This is a genomic window from Streptomyces sp. NPDC002499 (assembly GCF_053595415.1).
This window is the reverse complement of the sequence record NZ_JBSFXO010000009.1, coordinates 367,311-382,382: the sequence shown is the minus strand read 5'-3', so window position 1 is coordinate 382,382 and position 15,072 is coordinate 367,311. Positions and strand designations below refer to the sequence as shown.

Below are 15,072 nucleotides of genomic sequence, written 5' to 3'. Positions count from 1 at the left end.
TCGCTGGCTCCGGGGTAATCGGCTCCGGGGTCATTGGCTCACCGCCTTGCGGACCAGCGCGGCGGCGTCGGCCCGGTCCGGGCGGCCGTCCGCGACGACGGTGACGATCCGGCGTACGACGGTCTCGCCGGGCGGGACCGGGAGCCGTTCGGTGTGCGCCAACGACGAGCCGACGCCCGGGTATTCGGCGGTGCGGACGAACCACGGGTCGCGGCGGGTCGGCTCGGTGGCGCCGGCGAAGATCAGCGTCCAGCCGGCCCCCGCGAGGGCGAGCCAGTCGGCGCGGGTGCCGTGGACCTCCGGCTCGCCCTCGTGGTCGGCGGTGAAGACGTCGGGGGCGGTGGGTTCCTTGCGGGCCCGCCAGAAGAAGCCGCCGTAGGCCGCGCCGGGGCGGCCGTTGGTGGCGGGGCTGCCGATCGACAGCGGGCCCGGGGTGACGTTGGTGAGGGAGAAGGTGAAGTCCAACGCCCAGGCGGAGTCGGTGAGTTCGACGGCGGCGACGGTGCGGCGCTCGCGCAGTAACTCGACACCCTCGGCGATCCAGCGCAGTTCCTCGATGAAGCCGTCGGGGTCGCGGAGCTGGAAGGAGGCGTGGCGCTGGGTGCCGTGGTCGGCGAGCTCGGTCGGGCCCCGGTCGCGGACGTAGGTGCGTCCGCCCCAGAAGTTGTGCCCCTCGACGTCGGGAACGGCGACACCGACGCCGAGGTGGTGAAGATGGTCGGCCGGACTCAGTTCGGTGACCGCCGCGCCGGCCAGGGTGGTGACGGGGTGCAGATAGGGGCGCGGGGCAAGGCCGATCGGCAGTTCGGGGCGGGTGACGTAGCGGCCGACCGGGCGGCCCGCGACGCGCAGGACCAGGGTGTCGTCGGTCGTCATGTGCTCACCTCTTTCGGTGGCGCCCAGGAGGCGCCCAGCTCGGAGTAGAGGGCGAGGGACTCGGCCGAGGCGGCGACCAGGCCGTCGATGCCGCGCACCGCCCGGCGCTCCTCGTCGGGCAGGAAGTACCAGGCGTCGGAGGGCAGTTGGGCCGGATCGGCGGCCAGCCGGATCGCCTCGACGACCTTCATGAAGGCGCCCGTCTCATCCGGCTCGACCAGCAGGGCGGCGCCGGTGGTGAGGTGGTCGACCAGGTTCTCCAGCAGGTCGGTGCTGCCGTACTCGCTCTCCTGCGGACCGTGGTCGGCCCGCTGCACCAGCACCCGGTCGAGCTTGTACCAGTAGGTGATCCGACCACCGCTGCCGTGCACCACGACGTACGGCTCTCCAGACTCCTCGGCGCACAGGGTCGCGGCGACGGTGACCGGGCCGCGCGCGGTGTTCACGCGGACGCACGACGTGTCGTCGGACTCGATGTCGTTGGCGCGCAGCAGCTCGGTCTCGATGCCGGTGACGTCCTCGGCGCGGGTGGTGCCGAGCAGGGCGAGCCCGGTGGCGACGGCGTGCGCGAGAGGGTTGGTGAGCACCCCGTCCACCACGTCGACGCCGTTAAGGCGCCGCTTCCCGGCCCAGGGCGCCCGGCGGTAATACGACTCCGCACGCGCCCAGGCCCCGGCTCCGCCGACGCCCACGACCTCTCCGATCGCGCCTTCGGCGAGCAGCTTGCGGATCGCGGGCACGGCGTGCGAGCCCAGCGACTGGAAGCCGATCTGGCAGACCGTGCCGGCCGCGGCGACCCCGTCCGCCATCCGCCGGAACTCGGCGTACGACGGCGCGGGCGGCTTCTCCAGGAGCAGGTGCACGCCCCGCTCGGCCGCGATCAGGGCCAGGTCGGTGTGGGTGGGGATCGGCGTGCAGATCACGGCGACGCGGGCACCGGTGGAGTCGAGCAGAGCGGCGAAGTCGGCGGACTGCTCGGGCGGTTCACCCCCGAACCCACCCCCGAGCTCCTCCTCGGTCAGCGGTGTCAGCTCGCAGATCCCCACGAGCCGTACGAGCCCCTTGTCCTGGAGCCTGCGGATGTTCTCGACGTGCCAGCGGCCGTGGCCGCGCGCACCCGCGAGAACGACGGGAACGGGGATGCTGCTCATGGGATTCTCCCTGCGCTGTCGATCTTTGTGTGCAGGGTAGGTCGTCGGCTCATCCCTTCACCGCCCCCGCGCTGAAGCCGGTGATCAGCCACTTCTGGATGAAGGCGAACACCAGCACGACGGGTACGGCCGCGATGATGCCGCCCGCGGCGAGCGCGCCGAGGTCGACGCTGTCCGCGCTCATCAGGGTGTTGAGCCCGACCGGGATCGTCTGCTTGCCCTGGTCGGAGAGGAACATCAGGGCGAACAGGAAGTGGTTCCAGGCGTGCACGAAGGCGAAGGAGCCGACGGCGATCAACCCGGGCCGCAGCAGCGGGAGTACGACGATCCGGAAGGCGGTGAAGCGGTTGCAGCCGTCGACCCAGGCGGCCTCCTCCAGGGAGTAGGGCACGTTCCGGATGAACCCGCTGATGAGGATCATCGACAGCGGCAGCTGGAAGACGGTCTCGGCGATGACCACGCTGGACAGCGAGTTGATCATCCGCAGGTTGGCGAAGATCTCGAAGAGCGGGACCAGCAGCAGCGCGCCCGGCACGAACTGGGTGCACAGCAGCGCGAGCATGAAGGTCCGCTTGATCCGGAAGTCGAACCGGGCGAGGGCGTATCCGCCGGCGAGGGCGACCAGGGTCGTCATCACCAGCGTGGAGACGCCGACCAGCACGCTGTTCTGGAAGTAGGTGCCGAACGCCCGCTCGTTCCAGACCTTTTCGAAGTGCTCGAAGGTCATCGGCCAGGGCACCAGCGAGGTCGAGCCGGCCGGGCGCAGGGCGAAGAGGAGGATCCAGTAGAAGGGGATCAAGGTGAAGACGAGGTAGATCGACAGGGGGACGTAGATCTGCCAGCGGGGTGCCTCGTCCCAGGCGCGGCGCCTGCCGCGTGTGTCGGTGGGCGGGGGCTCGACTCGCTCGGGAGCGGGTGCGATCTCGGTGATCACTTCTCACCACCTCCGAACTTGCTCAGCCGCAGATAGACGATCGAGCAGAAGAGCAGGATCACGAACGCGACCGTGGTCAGGGCCGAGGCGTAGCCGAAGTTGTGGGCGTCCACGCTGGTGTTGGCGATGTAGAGGGGGAGGGTCGTGGTCTCGCCGGCCGGTCCGCCGCCGGTGAGGGTGTAGAGCAGGTCGACGTTGTTGAACTCCCACACCGCGCGCAGCAGTGTCGACAGCACGATGGCGTCCTTGAGGTGGGGCAGTGTGATGTGCCAGAACTGCTGGAGGCGGCGCGCCCCGTCGACCTCGGCGGCCTCGTACAGGTCCTTCGAGACGGACTGGAGGTCGGCGAGGATGAGGATCGCGAAGAAGGGGACCCCGCGCCACAGATCGGCGACTATGGCTGCCGGGAAGACCGTTGAGGTGTCCGACAGCCAACTGGTGCCGTACGAGCCGATGCCCAGGTCCGCGAGGTAACGGGTCACGCCCGTCTGGGAGTTGTAGAGCAGCACCCAGATCGCGGAGGTCAGCACGCCGGAGACGGCCCACGGGGAGAACACCAGCGCGCGGCCGACGGCCCGTCCGACGAAGGTCTGGTTGACGATCAGCGCGAGCGCCAGACCGAAGAGCAGTTGCAGTCCCACCTCGACGATCACCCATTTGGCGCTGAAGGTCAGGGTGTCCCAGAACTGCGGGTCGTCGGTGAAGGCGTGCACGAAGTTGTCGAAGCCCGCGTAGCCGTTGCGCCACGGCTTGGTGGGGTTGTAGTTCTGCAGGCTGTAGTAGAAGACGCTGATCACCGGGTAGGCGATGAAGCCCAGCATCAGCAGCGCCGCCGGGGCGATCAGCAGGTAGGGCAGCCTGCGGGGCGTGGCGGAGGCACGGCGTCGCCGGGGTGGCGCGGGCGGTTTCGCCACGGCTGCGGCTTGGGCCATGACTGTTCTCCGTTCCAGTGGGGCGGGTGCAGCAGGTGCGGGTGCGGGTGTGGTTCGGGTGCAGGAAGCGCTTGCTCGACGGGCGTGCGGAGCGGGCGTGCGGGAGGTGCGGTGCTCAACCGGCGTACGGGTCCGGCACGTCGCCCGGCCGGGCCAGGAACTCGAAGTCGCAGCCGGTGTCGGCCTGGGTGATCTGTTCGTTGTAGAGCGCGCCGTAGCCGCGCTCGTACCGTGCGGGCGGCGGTGTCCACTCCGCCCGGCGCCGCGCCAACTCCTCCTCGTCCACGTTGAGTTGGAGGCTGCGGCCCTCGACGTCCAGCGTGATGCTGTCCCCGGTGCGGACCAGGGCGAGCGGTCCGCCGACGTGCGACTCGGGCGCCACGTGCAGCACGCAGGTGCCGTAACTCGTGCCGCTCATCCGGGCGTCGGAGATCCGGACCATGTCCCGCACCCCCTGCTTGAGCAGGTGGTCGGGGATCGGCAGCATGCCGTACTCGGGCATGCCGGGGCCGCCCTTGGGACCGGAGCCGCGCAGCACCAGCACGCTGTCGGCGGTGATGCCCAACTCCGGCTCGTTGATAGTGCGTTGCAGGGTGCGGTAGTCGTCGAAGACGACCGCGGGGCCGGTGTGCTTGAGCAGGTGCGGCTCGGCGGCGATGTGCTTGATGACGGCGCCGTCCGGGCAGAGGTTGCCGCGCAGCACGGCCACCCCGCCCTCGCTCGCGACCGGGTTGTCGCGCGGCCGGATGACGTCGTCGTCGTGCACCTGCGCGCCGTCGAGCTGCTCCCGCAGGGTGTCGTGCGAGACCGTCGGCCGGTCCAGGTGGAGCAGGTCCGTGATCCGGGAGAGGAACCCGGGCAGCCCGCCGGCGAAGTGGAAGTCCTCCATGAGGTACGTCCGTCCACCGGGCCGCACGTTGGCAAGGACCGGCACCGTGCGGGCGACCCGGTCGAAGTCGTCGAGGGTGAGCCGGACGCCGGACCGGCCCGCCATGGCGATCAGGTGGATCACGGCGTTGGTGGAGCCGCCGAGGCCGAGCACGGTGGTGACGGCGTCCGCGTAGGCGTCCGCGGTGAGGATGTCGCTCAACTTCCGGTCCCGGTGGACCAATTCGACGATACGGAGGCCCGCGGCGGCGGCCATCCGGTCGTGCCCGGAGTCGACGGCCGGGATGCTGGACGCGCCCGGGACCGTGACGCCGAGCGCCTCGGCGGCGGCGGTGAGCGTGGACGCCGTACCCATCGTCATGCAGTGGCCGGGCGAGCGGGCCAGGCCGCTCTCCAGTTCGGTCATCTCGCAGTCGCCGATGAGTCCTGCGCGCTTGTCGTCCCAGTACTTCCACATGTCGGTGCCGGAACCGAGCACCTCGCCCCGCCAGTGCCCCGGCAGCATCGGCCCGGCCGGCACGAAGACGGCCGGCAGGTCGACGCTCGCGGCGCCCATGAGCAGCGCGGGGGTCGACTTGTCGCAGCCGCCCATGAGCACGGCACCGTCGACGGGATACGACCGCAGCAGCTCCTCGGTCTCCATCGCGAGGAGGTTGCGGTAGAGCATCGGGGTCGGCTTCTGGAAGGTCTCGCTGAGGGTCGAGACCGGGAACTCCAGGGGGAATCCGCCGGCCTGCCACACCCCGCGCTTCACGGCCTGTGCGCGATCACGGAGGTGCACATGGCAGGGATTGATGTCCGACCAGGTGTTGAGGATCGCGATGACGGGCTTGCCGAGGTGCTCCTCGGGGAGGTAGCCGAGCTGGCGGGTGCGGGCCCGGTGGCTGAAGGAGCGCAGCCCGTCGGTGCCGTACCACTGGTGGCTTCTGAGCTCTTCCGGTGCCTTCATACGGACCATCCGGCGGCTATCTCGGCGACCTCGGCGCGCTCGCTCTCCGGCAGGGGCCTGCTGGGCGGCCGTACGTCACGGCGGCACAGACCGAGGGACGCAAGCGCTTCCTTGACGATCGTGACGTTGTTGGCGGAGCCGTTCTCCGCACGCAGTTCCTCGAACCGGCGGATCTGCTCCCACACCTTCATCGCCCCGGGGTAGTCCCCTGATCGAAGCGCTTCGATCATGTTCAGCGAAACGGCCGGGGCGACGTTCACGAGCCCCGAGGTGAAGCCGGTGGCGCCCGCCGAGAAGTAGGAGGGCGCGTACGGTTCGGCCAACCCGGCCACCCACACGAAGCGTTCGAGCCCCGCGTCCCGGGCGAAGGCGGCGAAGCGGGCAGCGTCGGGGACGGCGTACTTGACGCCGATGACGTTCGGGCAGTCGTCGGCGAGTTCGGCGAGGCGGGCGCCGGGCAGTTGGGCGTTGCGGATGTACGGGACGACGCCCAGGTCGGGCACGGCCTCGGCGATGGCGCGGTGGTAGTCGACCCAGCCGCCCTGGGAGACGTACGGGTGGACGGGCTGATGGACCATCACCATCCGGGCGCCGCGCTCCTGGGCGTGCCGCGCGGCGGCGACGGCGGTGGGCACGTCGTGGCCGACGCCGACGAGGACCGCGGCCCGATCGCCCGCCTCGTCGATGGTCAACTCGGTGACGAGCTGCCGCTCTTGGGGGGTCAGGGCGTAGAACTCGCCGGTGTTCCCGTTGGGCGTGAGGGTGCGGACCCCGCCGTCGAGCAGGCGGCGCAGCAGGGCCCGGTGGGCGTCCTGGTCGACCGTGCCGTCCGCGGCGAAGGGGGTCACCGGGATCGCCACCACGTCGGCCAGGGCCGCCCGTCGGGTCTCGAAGGCCGCCGTCATGCCCGCCCGTCCTCTCCCTGGGACCCCGACTCCGCGTCGGGGAAGGCCCGTTGCACGAACGACTCGATGTGGGCGTGCAGCGCGGTCGCCGCGCCGTCCGCGTCGCCGTCGAGGGCGAGCCGCAGGATCTCGCGGTGCTCGCCGGCCTCCCGCTCCCAGGAGGGCGAGGCGGCCCAGGCGACGGCGGAGACGAGGGCGGCCTGGTCGCGGACCTCGTCGAGCATCCGGCCGAGCAGCGGGTTGCCGCACGGCAGGTAGAGCGCGCGGTGGAACTCCCGGTTGGCGAGGGAGCGTTCGGCGGTGTCGGAGGCGTCGTCGGCCTTGGTGAGGGCATCGCGCGCGGCGGCCAGTGAGGCCCCGCGGAGCACCGACCGCTTCAGCGCCTCGGGTTCGAGCAGCAGCCGTACGTCGTAGACCTCGCGCGCCATGTCCGCGTCCACCATGCGCACCGTGACGCCCTTGTACTGGTTCATCACGACCAGCCCGGTACCGGCCAGGGTCTTGAGCGCCTCGCGCACCGGGGTCTTGGACACCCCGAACGACGCGGCCAGCTCGGTCTCGACCAGGGCCTGACCGGGCGTCAACTGCCCGGTGAGGATGCGGTGTTTGATCGCGTCCAGCACGAACTGCGTGCGGGACGGAATCGGCATGGGCACAGAGGTCATGCGCGCCTCTCGGATCTCACATATCGCGTCTCATATATGACGTACGAAGTACGACGCGTTGAAAGTAGGAGCGGGCGCATGGTTCGTCAATGCTTCGGACAAAGGAAGTTGGGATTGCCCAGGTTCAGCGCTCCCAGCCCGGGTTCCGTCCGCTGAGACCCACCGCGCGGTCCAGCAGGGGCGCGTCCGCCGGTACCGGGACCACCGGGCCGAAGATGCCGCCGCCCCGGCTCGGGTCCTCGGCCGCGGCGAGCAGGAAGTCGTGCGCGACCCGGAGCGCGGCCGGGTCGGGTTCGTACGGCTGACCGGTGGCGCGGGCCAGGTCCCAGCCGTGGATGACCAGTTCGTCGACGGCGACGGCACCGGCGATCTCGCCCGGCAGGTCGAGGCCGCCCGCGCGGGTCATACCGGTCCACGCGGCCGGGTCGCGCCAGGCGTCGGCGAGTTCGTCGAGCACCTTGGGCAACTCCTGGCGCCAGCCGGGCCCGATGTCCGGCACGGCGTCGTTCGGGTTGGTGTCGGTCGTGGCGCCCAGCTCCTTGCGGCCGGCGTCGCGGAAGGCGACGGACAGCCCGGTGAGGTGGCCCAGGATGTTGCGCACAGCGCTCTCCGGACAGGGCGTCCGGTCCGCCAGCTGTCCGTCGGTGACACCCTCGGCGAGCCGGGCGATCACGCGAGCCTGCGGTCCGAGGTCGAGGGGGTGGTCGGTCATGGGCTGCTCCTCACGGTTCACGGTTCTTCGTGAGGGTGGACCGGCCCCGGCCCCGAAACTCATCGCGCCCCACGCCACCACCCCTGCGGATAGGGCACGTGCCCGATCCCGCCCCCGGCCCCTTAGGCCCACGATGACCAGGCATGACGACATCGAGATGGACGGTGACACGGGTCCTGCGCGACCGGGCCGCGGGGCTGTACCTGGCCGGGGTCGTGGTCTCCGGGTTCGGCACCTCCGCGCTGTGGCTGGTGTCGGGCGTGTGGGTCAAGGAACTGACCGGCTCGGACGGACTGGCCGCGCTCTGCCTGGTCGCCATGTGGCTGCCCACCCTCGCCGGGCCCCTGCTCGGCACGCTCGCCGACCGCACCCGCCGCAAACCCCTGCTGATCGGCGCGAACCTCCTCCTGGCAGCCCTCCTGCCCACCCTTTTCGCCGTCGACTCCCCCGGCCGTCTGTGGCTGCTCTACACGGTCCTGTTCGTGTACGGCGCCACGGGCGTCGTCCATGACGCGGCGGAGTCGGCACTCGTGACCGCCGCGGTCGCCCCGTCCCTGCTCGGCGACTTCAACGGCCTGCGCATGACGGCGAACGAGGGCATGAAGCTGGTCGCCCCGCTGGCCGGCGCGGGCCTGTTCGCGGTGTGCGGCGGCCCGGCCGTCGCCCTCCTCGACGCGCTCACGTTCGTCCTGGCCACGGGCGTGTACGCGCTCGTGCCGGTCCGCGAGGAGAAACCTCGCCGCCCCACCACCGACTGGCGCGCCCGCACCGCCGAGGGCGCCCGCCACCTCTGGGCGCACCCCCGGCTGCGCCCCCTGGTCCTGGCGGCCGGCACCACGATGTTCTGCGCGGGCCTGAGCGGGTCACTCCTCTACGCCGTCATCGACAGCCTCGGCCGGCCGCCTTCCTACGCCGGTGTCCTGTACGCCGTCCAGGGCGCGGGATCGGTCGCCGTGGGGCTGGTCGGCGGGCCGCTCATGCGCCGGCTCGGCGAGCGCCGGTTCGCGGCGGCCGGCATCGCCCTCACGGGGCTCGCGGTGGCGGTCCGGGCCGTCCCGGCCGATCCGGTGGCCCTCGCGTCCGGCGCGATGAGCGGGGTGGGTCTGCCCTGCGTCCTGATCGCCGCGCTGACCCTCGTACAGCGCGAGACACCGGACGCCCTGCTGGGCCGCACGACCGCGACCGCCAACACCCTGATGTTCACGCCGAACGTGCTCGGGCTGGCGCTGGGCGCGGCGGTGGTCGAAGTGACCGACCACCGGCTGGTGTTGGTGATCCTGGGCGTGACGCTGCTGACGACGGCCGGCTGTCTGGCCCGCACCCGACGAACGCCGAAGGAGGATGTCTCAGGTCACCTCCGGACGTCGGCGACCACCTGACTCAGGACCCGCCGAGCACCGACCGCACGGCCTCCAGGTCCGCGTCCGATCCCAACCCCGCGTGATAGAGCCGCAGTTCCGTGGCCCCCAGCTCCTCCGCCCGTGCCGCGTCCGCGGCGAGCGTCCCCGGGCTGCCGCCCATGCCCGACACGACGGTGAAGTTCGCGGCGATCACCGCGCCCTCGCGGCCCTGCTCGGCGAACGAGGTCAGCAGGCCCGCACCGCCGGTGCAGGGGACGACCACGCCGTCGGCGACCGAGAGGATGTGCGCGGGGTCGACGCCGACGTTGGCGCCGACGTGGTACGTCACCGGGTCGGCGTGCAGCAGCACTTGGAAGCCGTCGGGCGCGGCGGCGCGTACCGCCGTGATCGCCTCCTCCTGGAGCGTGCGGGCCCGTTCGTCGCGCCACGCGCGCGTGGCCGCCGCCTTCTCCTCGCCGAGCAGCTTCTCGACGCCCGTCCAGCCTCCGTCGTCCGGCGCGCCCCGCCACAGCGGCTCCAGCGACTCCCGTACGGCGGCGGCCAGTTCGTCGGCGTCCAGGCCGCCTTGGGCCTGGTAGCCCTCCCGGCAGGTGGGGCAGAAGCAGAGCGACATCAGGTACTGGCCGGCGTCGCCGAGGCCGACCCCGGCGGTCTTGTCGTGGGCGTGCAGGTGCTGGAGCCCGTACCAGCCGAGGGATTCGAGTTCGGTGCCGTGCGCGCCGGGGCGGACGGCCGCCTCGGCGGCCAGGTCGACGAGGTACGCGCGCGTGTCGGGCTGGGCGATGCAGGGGGCCCAGGGGTAGCGGTCGCCGTAGGCGTTGACGACCGAGGTGTCCGGACGGTCCGCGCCCAGGCGGGAGTTGTGCGCGAGGACGACCCAGGTGTGCACCTCCAGGCCGGCGTCCGCGAGGGCGGCGGCGGCCTCGCCGTACGCGTCCCCTGGCGCCCAGTCGCCTGCCGCGTACGGGCGCAGGGTGCGGCCGTTCCAGCGGTCGTCGGCCGAGTAGAGCACGGCCGCGTGGTCGGCGGTGACGATGCGGTGCTGCGGATGGCGCGGGGTCAACGCGCGCGTGGAGTGGTACGCGGAGGCCAGCGTCGCCTGCCGTACCCCGAGCCCGGCGATGAACTCGGCCGCCCCCGGGTCCCCGTTGACGTCCCAGGGGTAGACGAACGCCGACGCCTTCACATGTCCTCCTCGACGAGTGCGTACCCGCGCTCGATCAGCTGGGCGAGCTGCTTCACATGTTCCTCCGCCGGTTCGTGCAGCGGCGGCCGGACCTCCCCCACATCCAGCCCGCGCATCCGCACTCCGGCCTTGACCAGCGAGACGGCGTAGCCGCGGCCCTGCGCGCGCAGTTCGACGAAGGGCCGGTAGAAGCCGTCGAGGAGGCGGTTCGCGGTGGCGTCGTCGCCCGAGGCGAGGGCCTGGTGGAAGGCGAGGGCGATCTCCGGGACGAAGCAGAAGACGGCGGAGGAGTAGAGCGTGATGCCGATGCCGCGGTAGGCGAGCTGGGTCTGCTCGGCGGTCGGCAGTCCGTTGAAGTAGAGGAAGTCGCCGGGGACCTCGGTGCGTACGGTGCTCACGATCCGCTGCATGAGGTCGAGGTCGCCGAGCCCGTCCTTGAAGCCGATGATCCCGTCCGTGCGGGCCAGTTCGACCACCGATTCCGGGGTGAACACGGCGTTGTCGCGCTGGTAGACGATCACCGGCAGGTCAGTCGCGGCGGCCACCTCGCGGTAGTGCCGCAGCAGCCCCTCCTGGCCGGCGACCACGAGGTAGGGCGGCATGGCGAGCAGCCCGTCGGCGCCGGCCGCGGCCGCGAGACGCGCGTAGCGGACGGCGAGCGCGGTGCCGTAGCCGGCGCCCGCGACGACCGGCACGCGCCCGTCCGTGGCCTCGACGGCGGCCCGTACACAGGCCTCGAACTCCTCGGGTGTCAGCGCGTGGAACTCGCCGGTGCCGCAGCAGGCGAACACGGCCGCGGCCCCCGCCTCCACCCCGCGCCGCACATGCGCGCGGTACACGTCGAGGTCGACCGAGCCGTCCGGTCCGTAGGCGGTGACGGGGAAGAACAGCGGCCCGCTGGGGATGCTGAGTCGAGCGGCGAGAGGGGCTGGCGTCACGGGCTCTCCCTGGGACAGGCGCGTACGTTCTTCTGATCGATGTCTACATCCCTGAACATCGTCACACTATGGAGCCTGCTCCGGACCGGTCAAGCGCGCAACCGGGCAACACGAGAACGGGAAAGAGGCAGAAAGAGAGTGGATTCGCCGACTCCGCGCAACACTTGACGAAGCACGTGAACGATCCTTAGCGTGTCCATGAATGTGAATGCCGTCCATACATGCGCCCGAGGAGATCCGAGGATGCCCGCTCCCCGCACCGTTCTGCTGACCGGCGCCGCCGGCGGACTAGGCACCCTGATGCGGGAGCTGCTCCCGGCCTACGGCTACGAACTGCGCCTGCTCGACGTCCGCCCCGTCGAGGGCGCGCCGGACGCGATCACCGCGGACCTCGCCGACACGGCGGCCCTGCGCGAGGCGGTGCGGGGCGTCGACGCGATCATCCACCTCGCGGGGATCTCCCTGGAAGCCCCCTTCGAGAAGATCCTCAAGGCGAACATCGAGGGGACCTACAACCTGTACGAGGCCGCGCGGGAGGAGGGCGTGGAGCGGATCGTCTTCGCCTCCTCCAACCACGCGGTGGGCTTCACCCCGCGCCCCGAGGGCGAGGCGCCGCACGAGCCGGGCGCGCTGATCCCGATCGACACCCCGCGCCGCCCGGACACCTTCTACGGTCTGTCCAAGTCCTTCGGCGAGGATCTCGCGCAGCTCTACTTCGACCGGCACGGTCTGGAGACGGTGTCGGTGCGCATCGGCTCCTGCTTCCCGGAGCCGTCCAGCGTGCGCATGCTGTCGGTGTGGATGAGCCCGGACGACGGCGCCCGCCTCTTCCACGCGGCCCTCACCGCGGAGAACGTCGGACACACCGTCGTCTACGGTTCCTCCGCCAACACCCGCCTGTGGTGGGACCTTTCGACCGCCCGGGCGCTCGGCTACGACCCGCAGGACGACTCGGAGCCGTACGCGGAGAAGCTGATCGCCGACCAGGGCGAGCTGGACCCGGCGAACGTGGCGCACGCCTACCTGGGCGGCCACTTCGTCAACGACCCGCCGATCTGGCCGTACTGAGCACCCGCAGCCGTCTTGAACACCTGCGTCAGCCGGGCCCGTGCCGGCGCAGGAACGCGTCGGCCAGGCCGTCGGTGAACGCCTCGCCGATCGGCTCGTCACTCACCAGGACGCGGTAGTAGAGCGGACCCACGAGCCGGCTCGTCTCCGCCTCGATGTCGAGGCCGGCGGGCAACAGGCCCGCGTCCAGGGCGCGTTGCAGCACCTCTTGGTCGCGGAGGCGCTGCGGGCCCAGGCACCTGGAACGGAAGTCGCGGGCGAACGCCGGATCCAGCTGGGCCTGCGCGATCAGCGCCCGGAAGACGGCGCCGGGGTCCGACTCGCCCAGGAACCAGGCCAGTTGGCGCAGGTAGTCGCGCAGGTCGCGGGCGAGGTCGCCGGTGTGGGGCGGGGTCAGATCCTCGACGGCATCCTGGAGAAGCGCGTCCATGAGGATGTCCGTCTTGGCGCTCCACCACCGGTAGAGGGTCTGCTTGGCCACGCCCGCCCGCGCCGCGATGCCCTCCATCGTGACGCCCGCGAAGCCCTTCTCGACCAGCAGGTCGTCGGCCGCCTCCAGCACCGCCTGCCGGGCCTCCTCGCTGCGCCCGTGCCGGTTGCCGTGGTGCCGCCGCCCGGTGCCGCCGGTGCCGCCCGACTCCTCGGCGCGCGCAACAGATGTCATCCCGCCTCCCTCACCCTGGCGATTCCTCACCTCACCGGCCGATCGCCCCGCTGAGGATATTCCTTCTAGAATTGACGCAACGTTGCGTCTACTCTAGCGCCCATGACACCGACGAACTCCACGACGCCCACATCCACCCCCGCCCACTCCCTCGCCGACCCCCGCGTCAAGGCCGTCCTCAGCCGCCTCTTCGAGGGCGCCGAGCAGGACGACGCCGCCGGCGCCCGCATGAGCGAGGCCCTTCCCGACGATTTCGGGTCCCTGTCACCCCAGGAGCAGGCCGACGCGGCGGCCGGGATCTACATGCCGATCTCCGCCGTGGGCGGAACGCTGCTCTACAACCTGGTGCGGGCCGTGCGCCCGGCCACGGTGGTCGAGTTCGGCATGTCCTTCGGGATCTCCACGCTGTACCTGGCCGCGGCCGTACGGGACAACGGCACCGGACGGGTCGTGACCACGGAGCTCAGCGCGGACAAGATCGCCGCGGCCCGCGCGACCTTCACCGAGGCAGGCCTGGACGACCTGATCACCGTGCTGCCGGGCGACGCCCGCGACACCCTCGGCGCCCTGGAGCCCGCCCCGGACCTCCTGCTCCTGGACGGCTGGAAGGACCTGTGCCTGCCCGTCCTGCGCCTGCTGGAGCCGCGCCTGCGCCCCGGCACGCTCGTCGTGGCCGACGATGTCGACCTGCCGAACCTGCGCCCGTATCTCGACCACGTACGTGATCCGGCGAACGGCTACGAGAGCGTCACGTTTCCGGTCGAGGACGGCATGGAGATCAGCTGCCGGCTCTGACCGACGGCGTGAAAGAGACGCTCCTGGACGGCGGGCGGGCACCGAACGGGCCCGCCCGCCCGGGTGTTCGGGCAGTCGGCGTGCCCGTTCCCACACCCTCGGCGGCTGCCGCGCAGGTCCGAGGCGGGCACTCCGCCCGGTAAACGGGCACACACGGGCAGCATCGGACCCGCAACAGACCTGGTCAGTGGTGGAATGCCGCTGTACAACTTCCTCCAAGGGCCGCACCGGGCCCGAACGGGCAAAGGCGCGCGTGGAGAGCAGGTGTCGGCCATGGAAGCGAGAACGGCGGAAGAACGCCAGCGGGAGATCGTGCGGGCCGCGCGTGCCGGCGGATCCGTCGACGTCACCGCGCTCGCCGCCGAACTGGGCGTGGCCAAGGAGACCGTACGACGGGATCTGCGCGCCCTGGAGGACCACGGCCTGGTCCGCCGTACGCACGGCGGGGCGTATCCCGTGGAGAGCGCCGGGTTCGAGACGACGCTCGCCTTCCGCGCCACCAGTCACGTACCCGAGAAGCGCCGGATCGCGGCCGCCGCGGCCGAGCTGCTCGGGGATGCCGAGACCGTCTTCGTCGACGAGGGCTTCACCCCCCAGCTCATCGCCGAGGCACTGCCCAGGGAGCGGCCGCTGACCGTGGTCACCGCGTCCCTGCCGGTCGCGGGCGTGCTCGCCGAGTCCGAGAACACCTCGGTCCTGCTGCTCGGCGGCCGGGTCCGGCACGGCACCCTCGCCACCGTCGACCACTGGACCACGAAGATGCTGGCCGGGTTCGTCATCGACCTGGCCTACATCGGCGCCAACGGCATCTCCCGCGAACACGGCCTGACCACGCCCGACCCCGCGGTCAGCGAGGTCAAGGCGCAGGCCATCCGTGCGTCCCGCCGCACGGTCTTCGCGGGCGTGCACACCAAGTTCGGGGCGGTCAGCTTCTGCCGGTTCGCGGAGATCGGCGCACTGGAGACGATCGTCACGAGCACGCTGCTCCCGTCGGCCGAGGCCCACCGCTACTCACTGCTCGGGCCACAGGTCATCCGCGTCTGAAAGT

The 15,072-nt window shown here is 71.5% G+C and carries 15 protein-coding genes; 4 read left to right on the top strand and 11 right to left on the bottom strand.

Going from position 1 to position 15,072, the window contains the following annotated elements; translation table 11 throughout:
* Nucleotides 1–30: 30 nt before the first annotated feature.
* From ACWD5F_RS27005 to ACWD5F_RS26970, 8 genes are all read right to left on the bottom strand, one after another.
* The gene (locus ACWD5F_RS27005) at nt 31–876 is read right to left on the bottom strand and encodes a DUF6807 domain-containing protein (RefSeq protein WP_451258091.1); all 846 of its coding nucleotides are present in this window, start codon (nt 874–876) and stop codon (nt 31–33) included.
* Entirely contained in the window at nt 873–2,027 is a 1,155-nt protein-coding gene (locus ACWD5F_RS27000; protein ID WP_451258089.1) for a Gfo/Idh/MocA family protein, read from the bottom strand. The genes ACWD5F_RS27005 and ACWD5F_RS27000 overlap by 4 nt, the downstream gene beginning before the upstream one ends.
* 49 nt (nt 2,028–2,076) lie before the next feature.
* Entirely contained in the window at nt 2,077–2,961 is an 885-nt protein-coding gene (locus tag ACWD5F_RS26995) for a carbohydrate ABC transporter permease (protein ID WP_451258087.1), read from the bottom strand.
* On the bottom strand, nt 2,958–3,893 hold the full coding sequence (locus tag ACWD5F_RS26990; RefSeq protein WP_401727990.1) for a carbohydrate ABC transporter permease: 936 nt from the start codon (nt 3,891–3,893) through the stop codon (nt 2,958–2,960). Before ACWD5F_RS26990 ends, ACWD5F_RS26995 begins: the two co-directional genes overlap by 4 nt.
* Nucleotides 3,894–4,008: 115 nt before the next feature.
* Nucleotides 4,009–5,739, bottom strand: a complete 1,731-nt coding sequence (araD, locus tag ACWD5F_RS26985; RefSeq protein WP_451258084.1) for an L-arabinonate dehydratase — start codon at nt 5,737–5,739, stop codon at nt 4,009–4,011.
* Nucleotides 5,727–6,635 (bottom strand): dihydrodipicolinate synthase family protein, encoded by a 909-nt coding sequence (locus ACWD5F_RS26980; protein ID WP_451258082.1) that lies wholly within the window; start codon nt 6,633–6,635, stop codon nt 5,727–5,729. Before ACWD5F_RS26980 ends, araD begins: the two co-directional genes overlap by 13 nt.
* The gene (locus ACWD5F_RS26975; protein WP_451258080.1) at nt 6,632–7,300 is read right to left on the bottom strand and encodes a GntR family transcriptional regulator; all 669 of its coding nucleotides are present in this window, start codon (nt 7,298–7,300) and stop codon (nt 6,632–6,634) included. Before ACWD5F_RS26975 ends, ACWD5F_RS26980 begins: the two co-directional genes overlap by 4 nt.
* Nucleotides 7,301–7,424: 124 nt before the next feature.
* Entirely contained in the window at nt 7,425–8,012 is a 588-nt protein-coding gene (locus ACWD5F_RS26970) for a TIGR03086 family metal-binding protein (RefSeq protein ID WP_451258078.1), read from the bottom strand.
* Between the two features lie 143 nt (nt 8,013–8,155).
* Between ACWD5F_RS26970 and ACWD5F_RS26965 the strand changes: the two genes are divergently transcribed.
* Nucleotides 8,156–9,391 (top strand): MFS transporter, encoded by a 1,236-nt coding sequence (locus ACWD5F_RS26965; protein WP_451258076.1) that lies wholly within the window; start codon nt 8,156–8,158, stop codon nt 9,389–9,391.
* Nucleotide 9,392: 1 nt separating this feature from the next.
* On the opposite strand, the gene ACWD5F_RS26960 is transcribed toward ACWD5F_RS26965, so the two are convergent.
* Nucleotides 9,393–10,559: a hypothetical protein gene (locus ACWD5F_RS26960; RefSeq protein WP_451258074.1), complete on the bottom strand. Its 1,167-nt coding sequence runs from the start codon at nt 10,557–10,559 to the stop codon at nt 9,393–9,395.
* Nucleotides 10,556–11,497 (bottom strand): 5-dehydro-4-deoxyglucarate dehydratase, encoded by a 942-nt coding sequence (locus ACWD5F_RS26955; RefSeq protein WP_451258072.1) that lies wholly within the window; start codon nt 11,495–11,497, stop codon nt 10,556–10,558. Before ACWD5F_RS26955 ends, ACWD5F_RS26960 begins: the two co-directional genes overlap by 4 nt.
* A gap of 243 nt (nt 11,498–11,740) precedes the next feature.
* Between ACWD5F_RS26955 and ACWD5F_RS26950 the strand changes: the two genes are divergently transcribed.
* Nucleotides 11,741–12,565 carry an NAD-dependent epimerase/dehydratase family protein gene (locus ACWD5F_RS26950; RefSeq protein WP_451258070.1) on the top strand — a complete coding sequence of 275 codons (825 nt, stop codon included), beginning with the start codon at nt 11,741–11,743 and terminating at the stop codon, nt 12,563–12,565.
* Between the two features lie 28 nt (nt 12,566–12,593).
* Here ACWD5F_RS26950 and ACWD5F_RS26945 read toward each other — a convergent pair whose 3' ends face one another.
* The gene (locus tag ACWD5F_RS26945; protein WP_451258068.1) at nt 12,594–13,229 is read right to left on the bottom strand and encodes a TetR/AcrR family transcriptional regulator; all 636 of its coding nucleotides are present in this window, start codon (nt 13,227–13,229) and stop codon (nt 12,594–12,596) included.
* Between the two features lie 102 nt (nt 13,230–13,331).
* On the opposite strand from ACWD5F_RS26945, the gene ACWD5F_RS26940 reads away from it, so the two are divergent.
* A complete protein-coding gene (locus tag ACWD5F_RS26940; protein WP_451258066.1) occupies nt 13,332–14,024 on the top strand; it encodes an O-methyltransferase in 693 nt (230 codons plus the stop codon).
* Between the two features lie 273 nt (nt 14,025–14,297).
* Nucleotides 14,298–15,068, top strand: a complete 771-nt coding sequence (locus ACWD5F_RS26935) for a DeoR/GlpR family DNA-binding transcription regulator (RefSeq protein ID WP_401728005.1) — start codon at nt 14,298–14,300, stop codon at nt 15,066–15,068.
* The last annotated feature ends 4 nt before the right edge of the window (nt 15,069–15,072 follow it).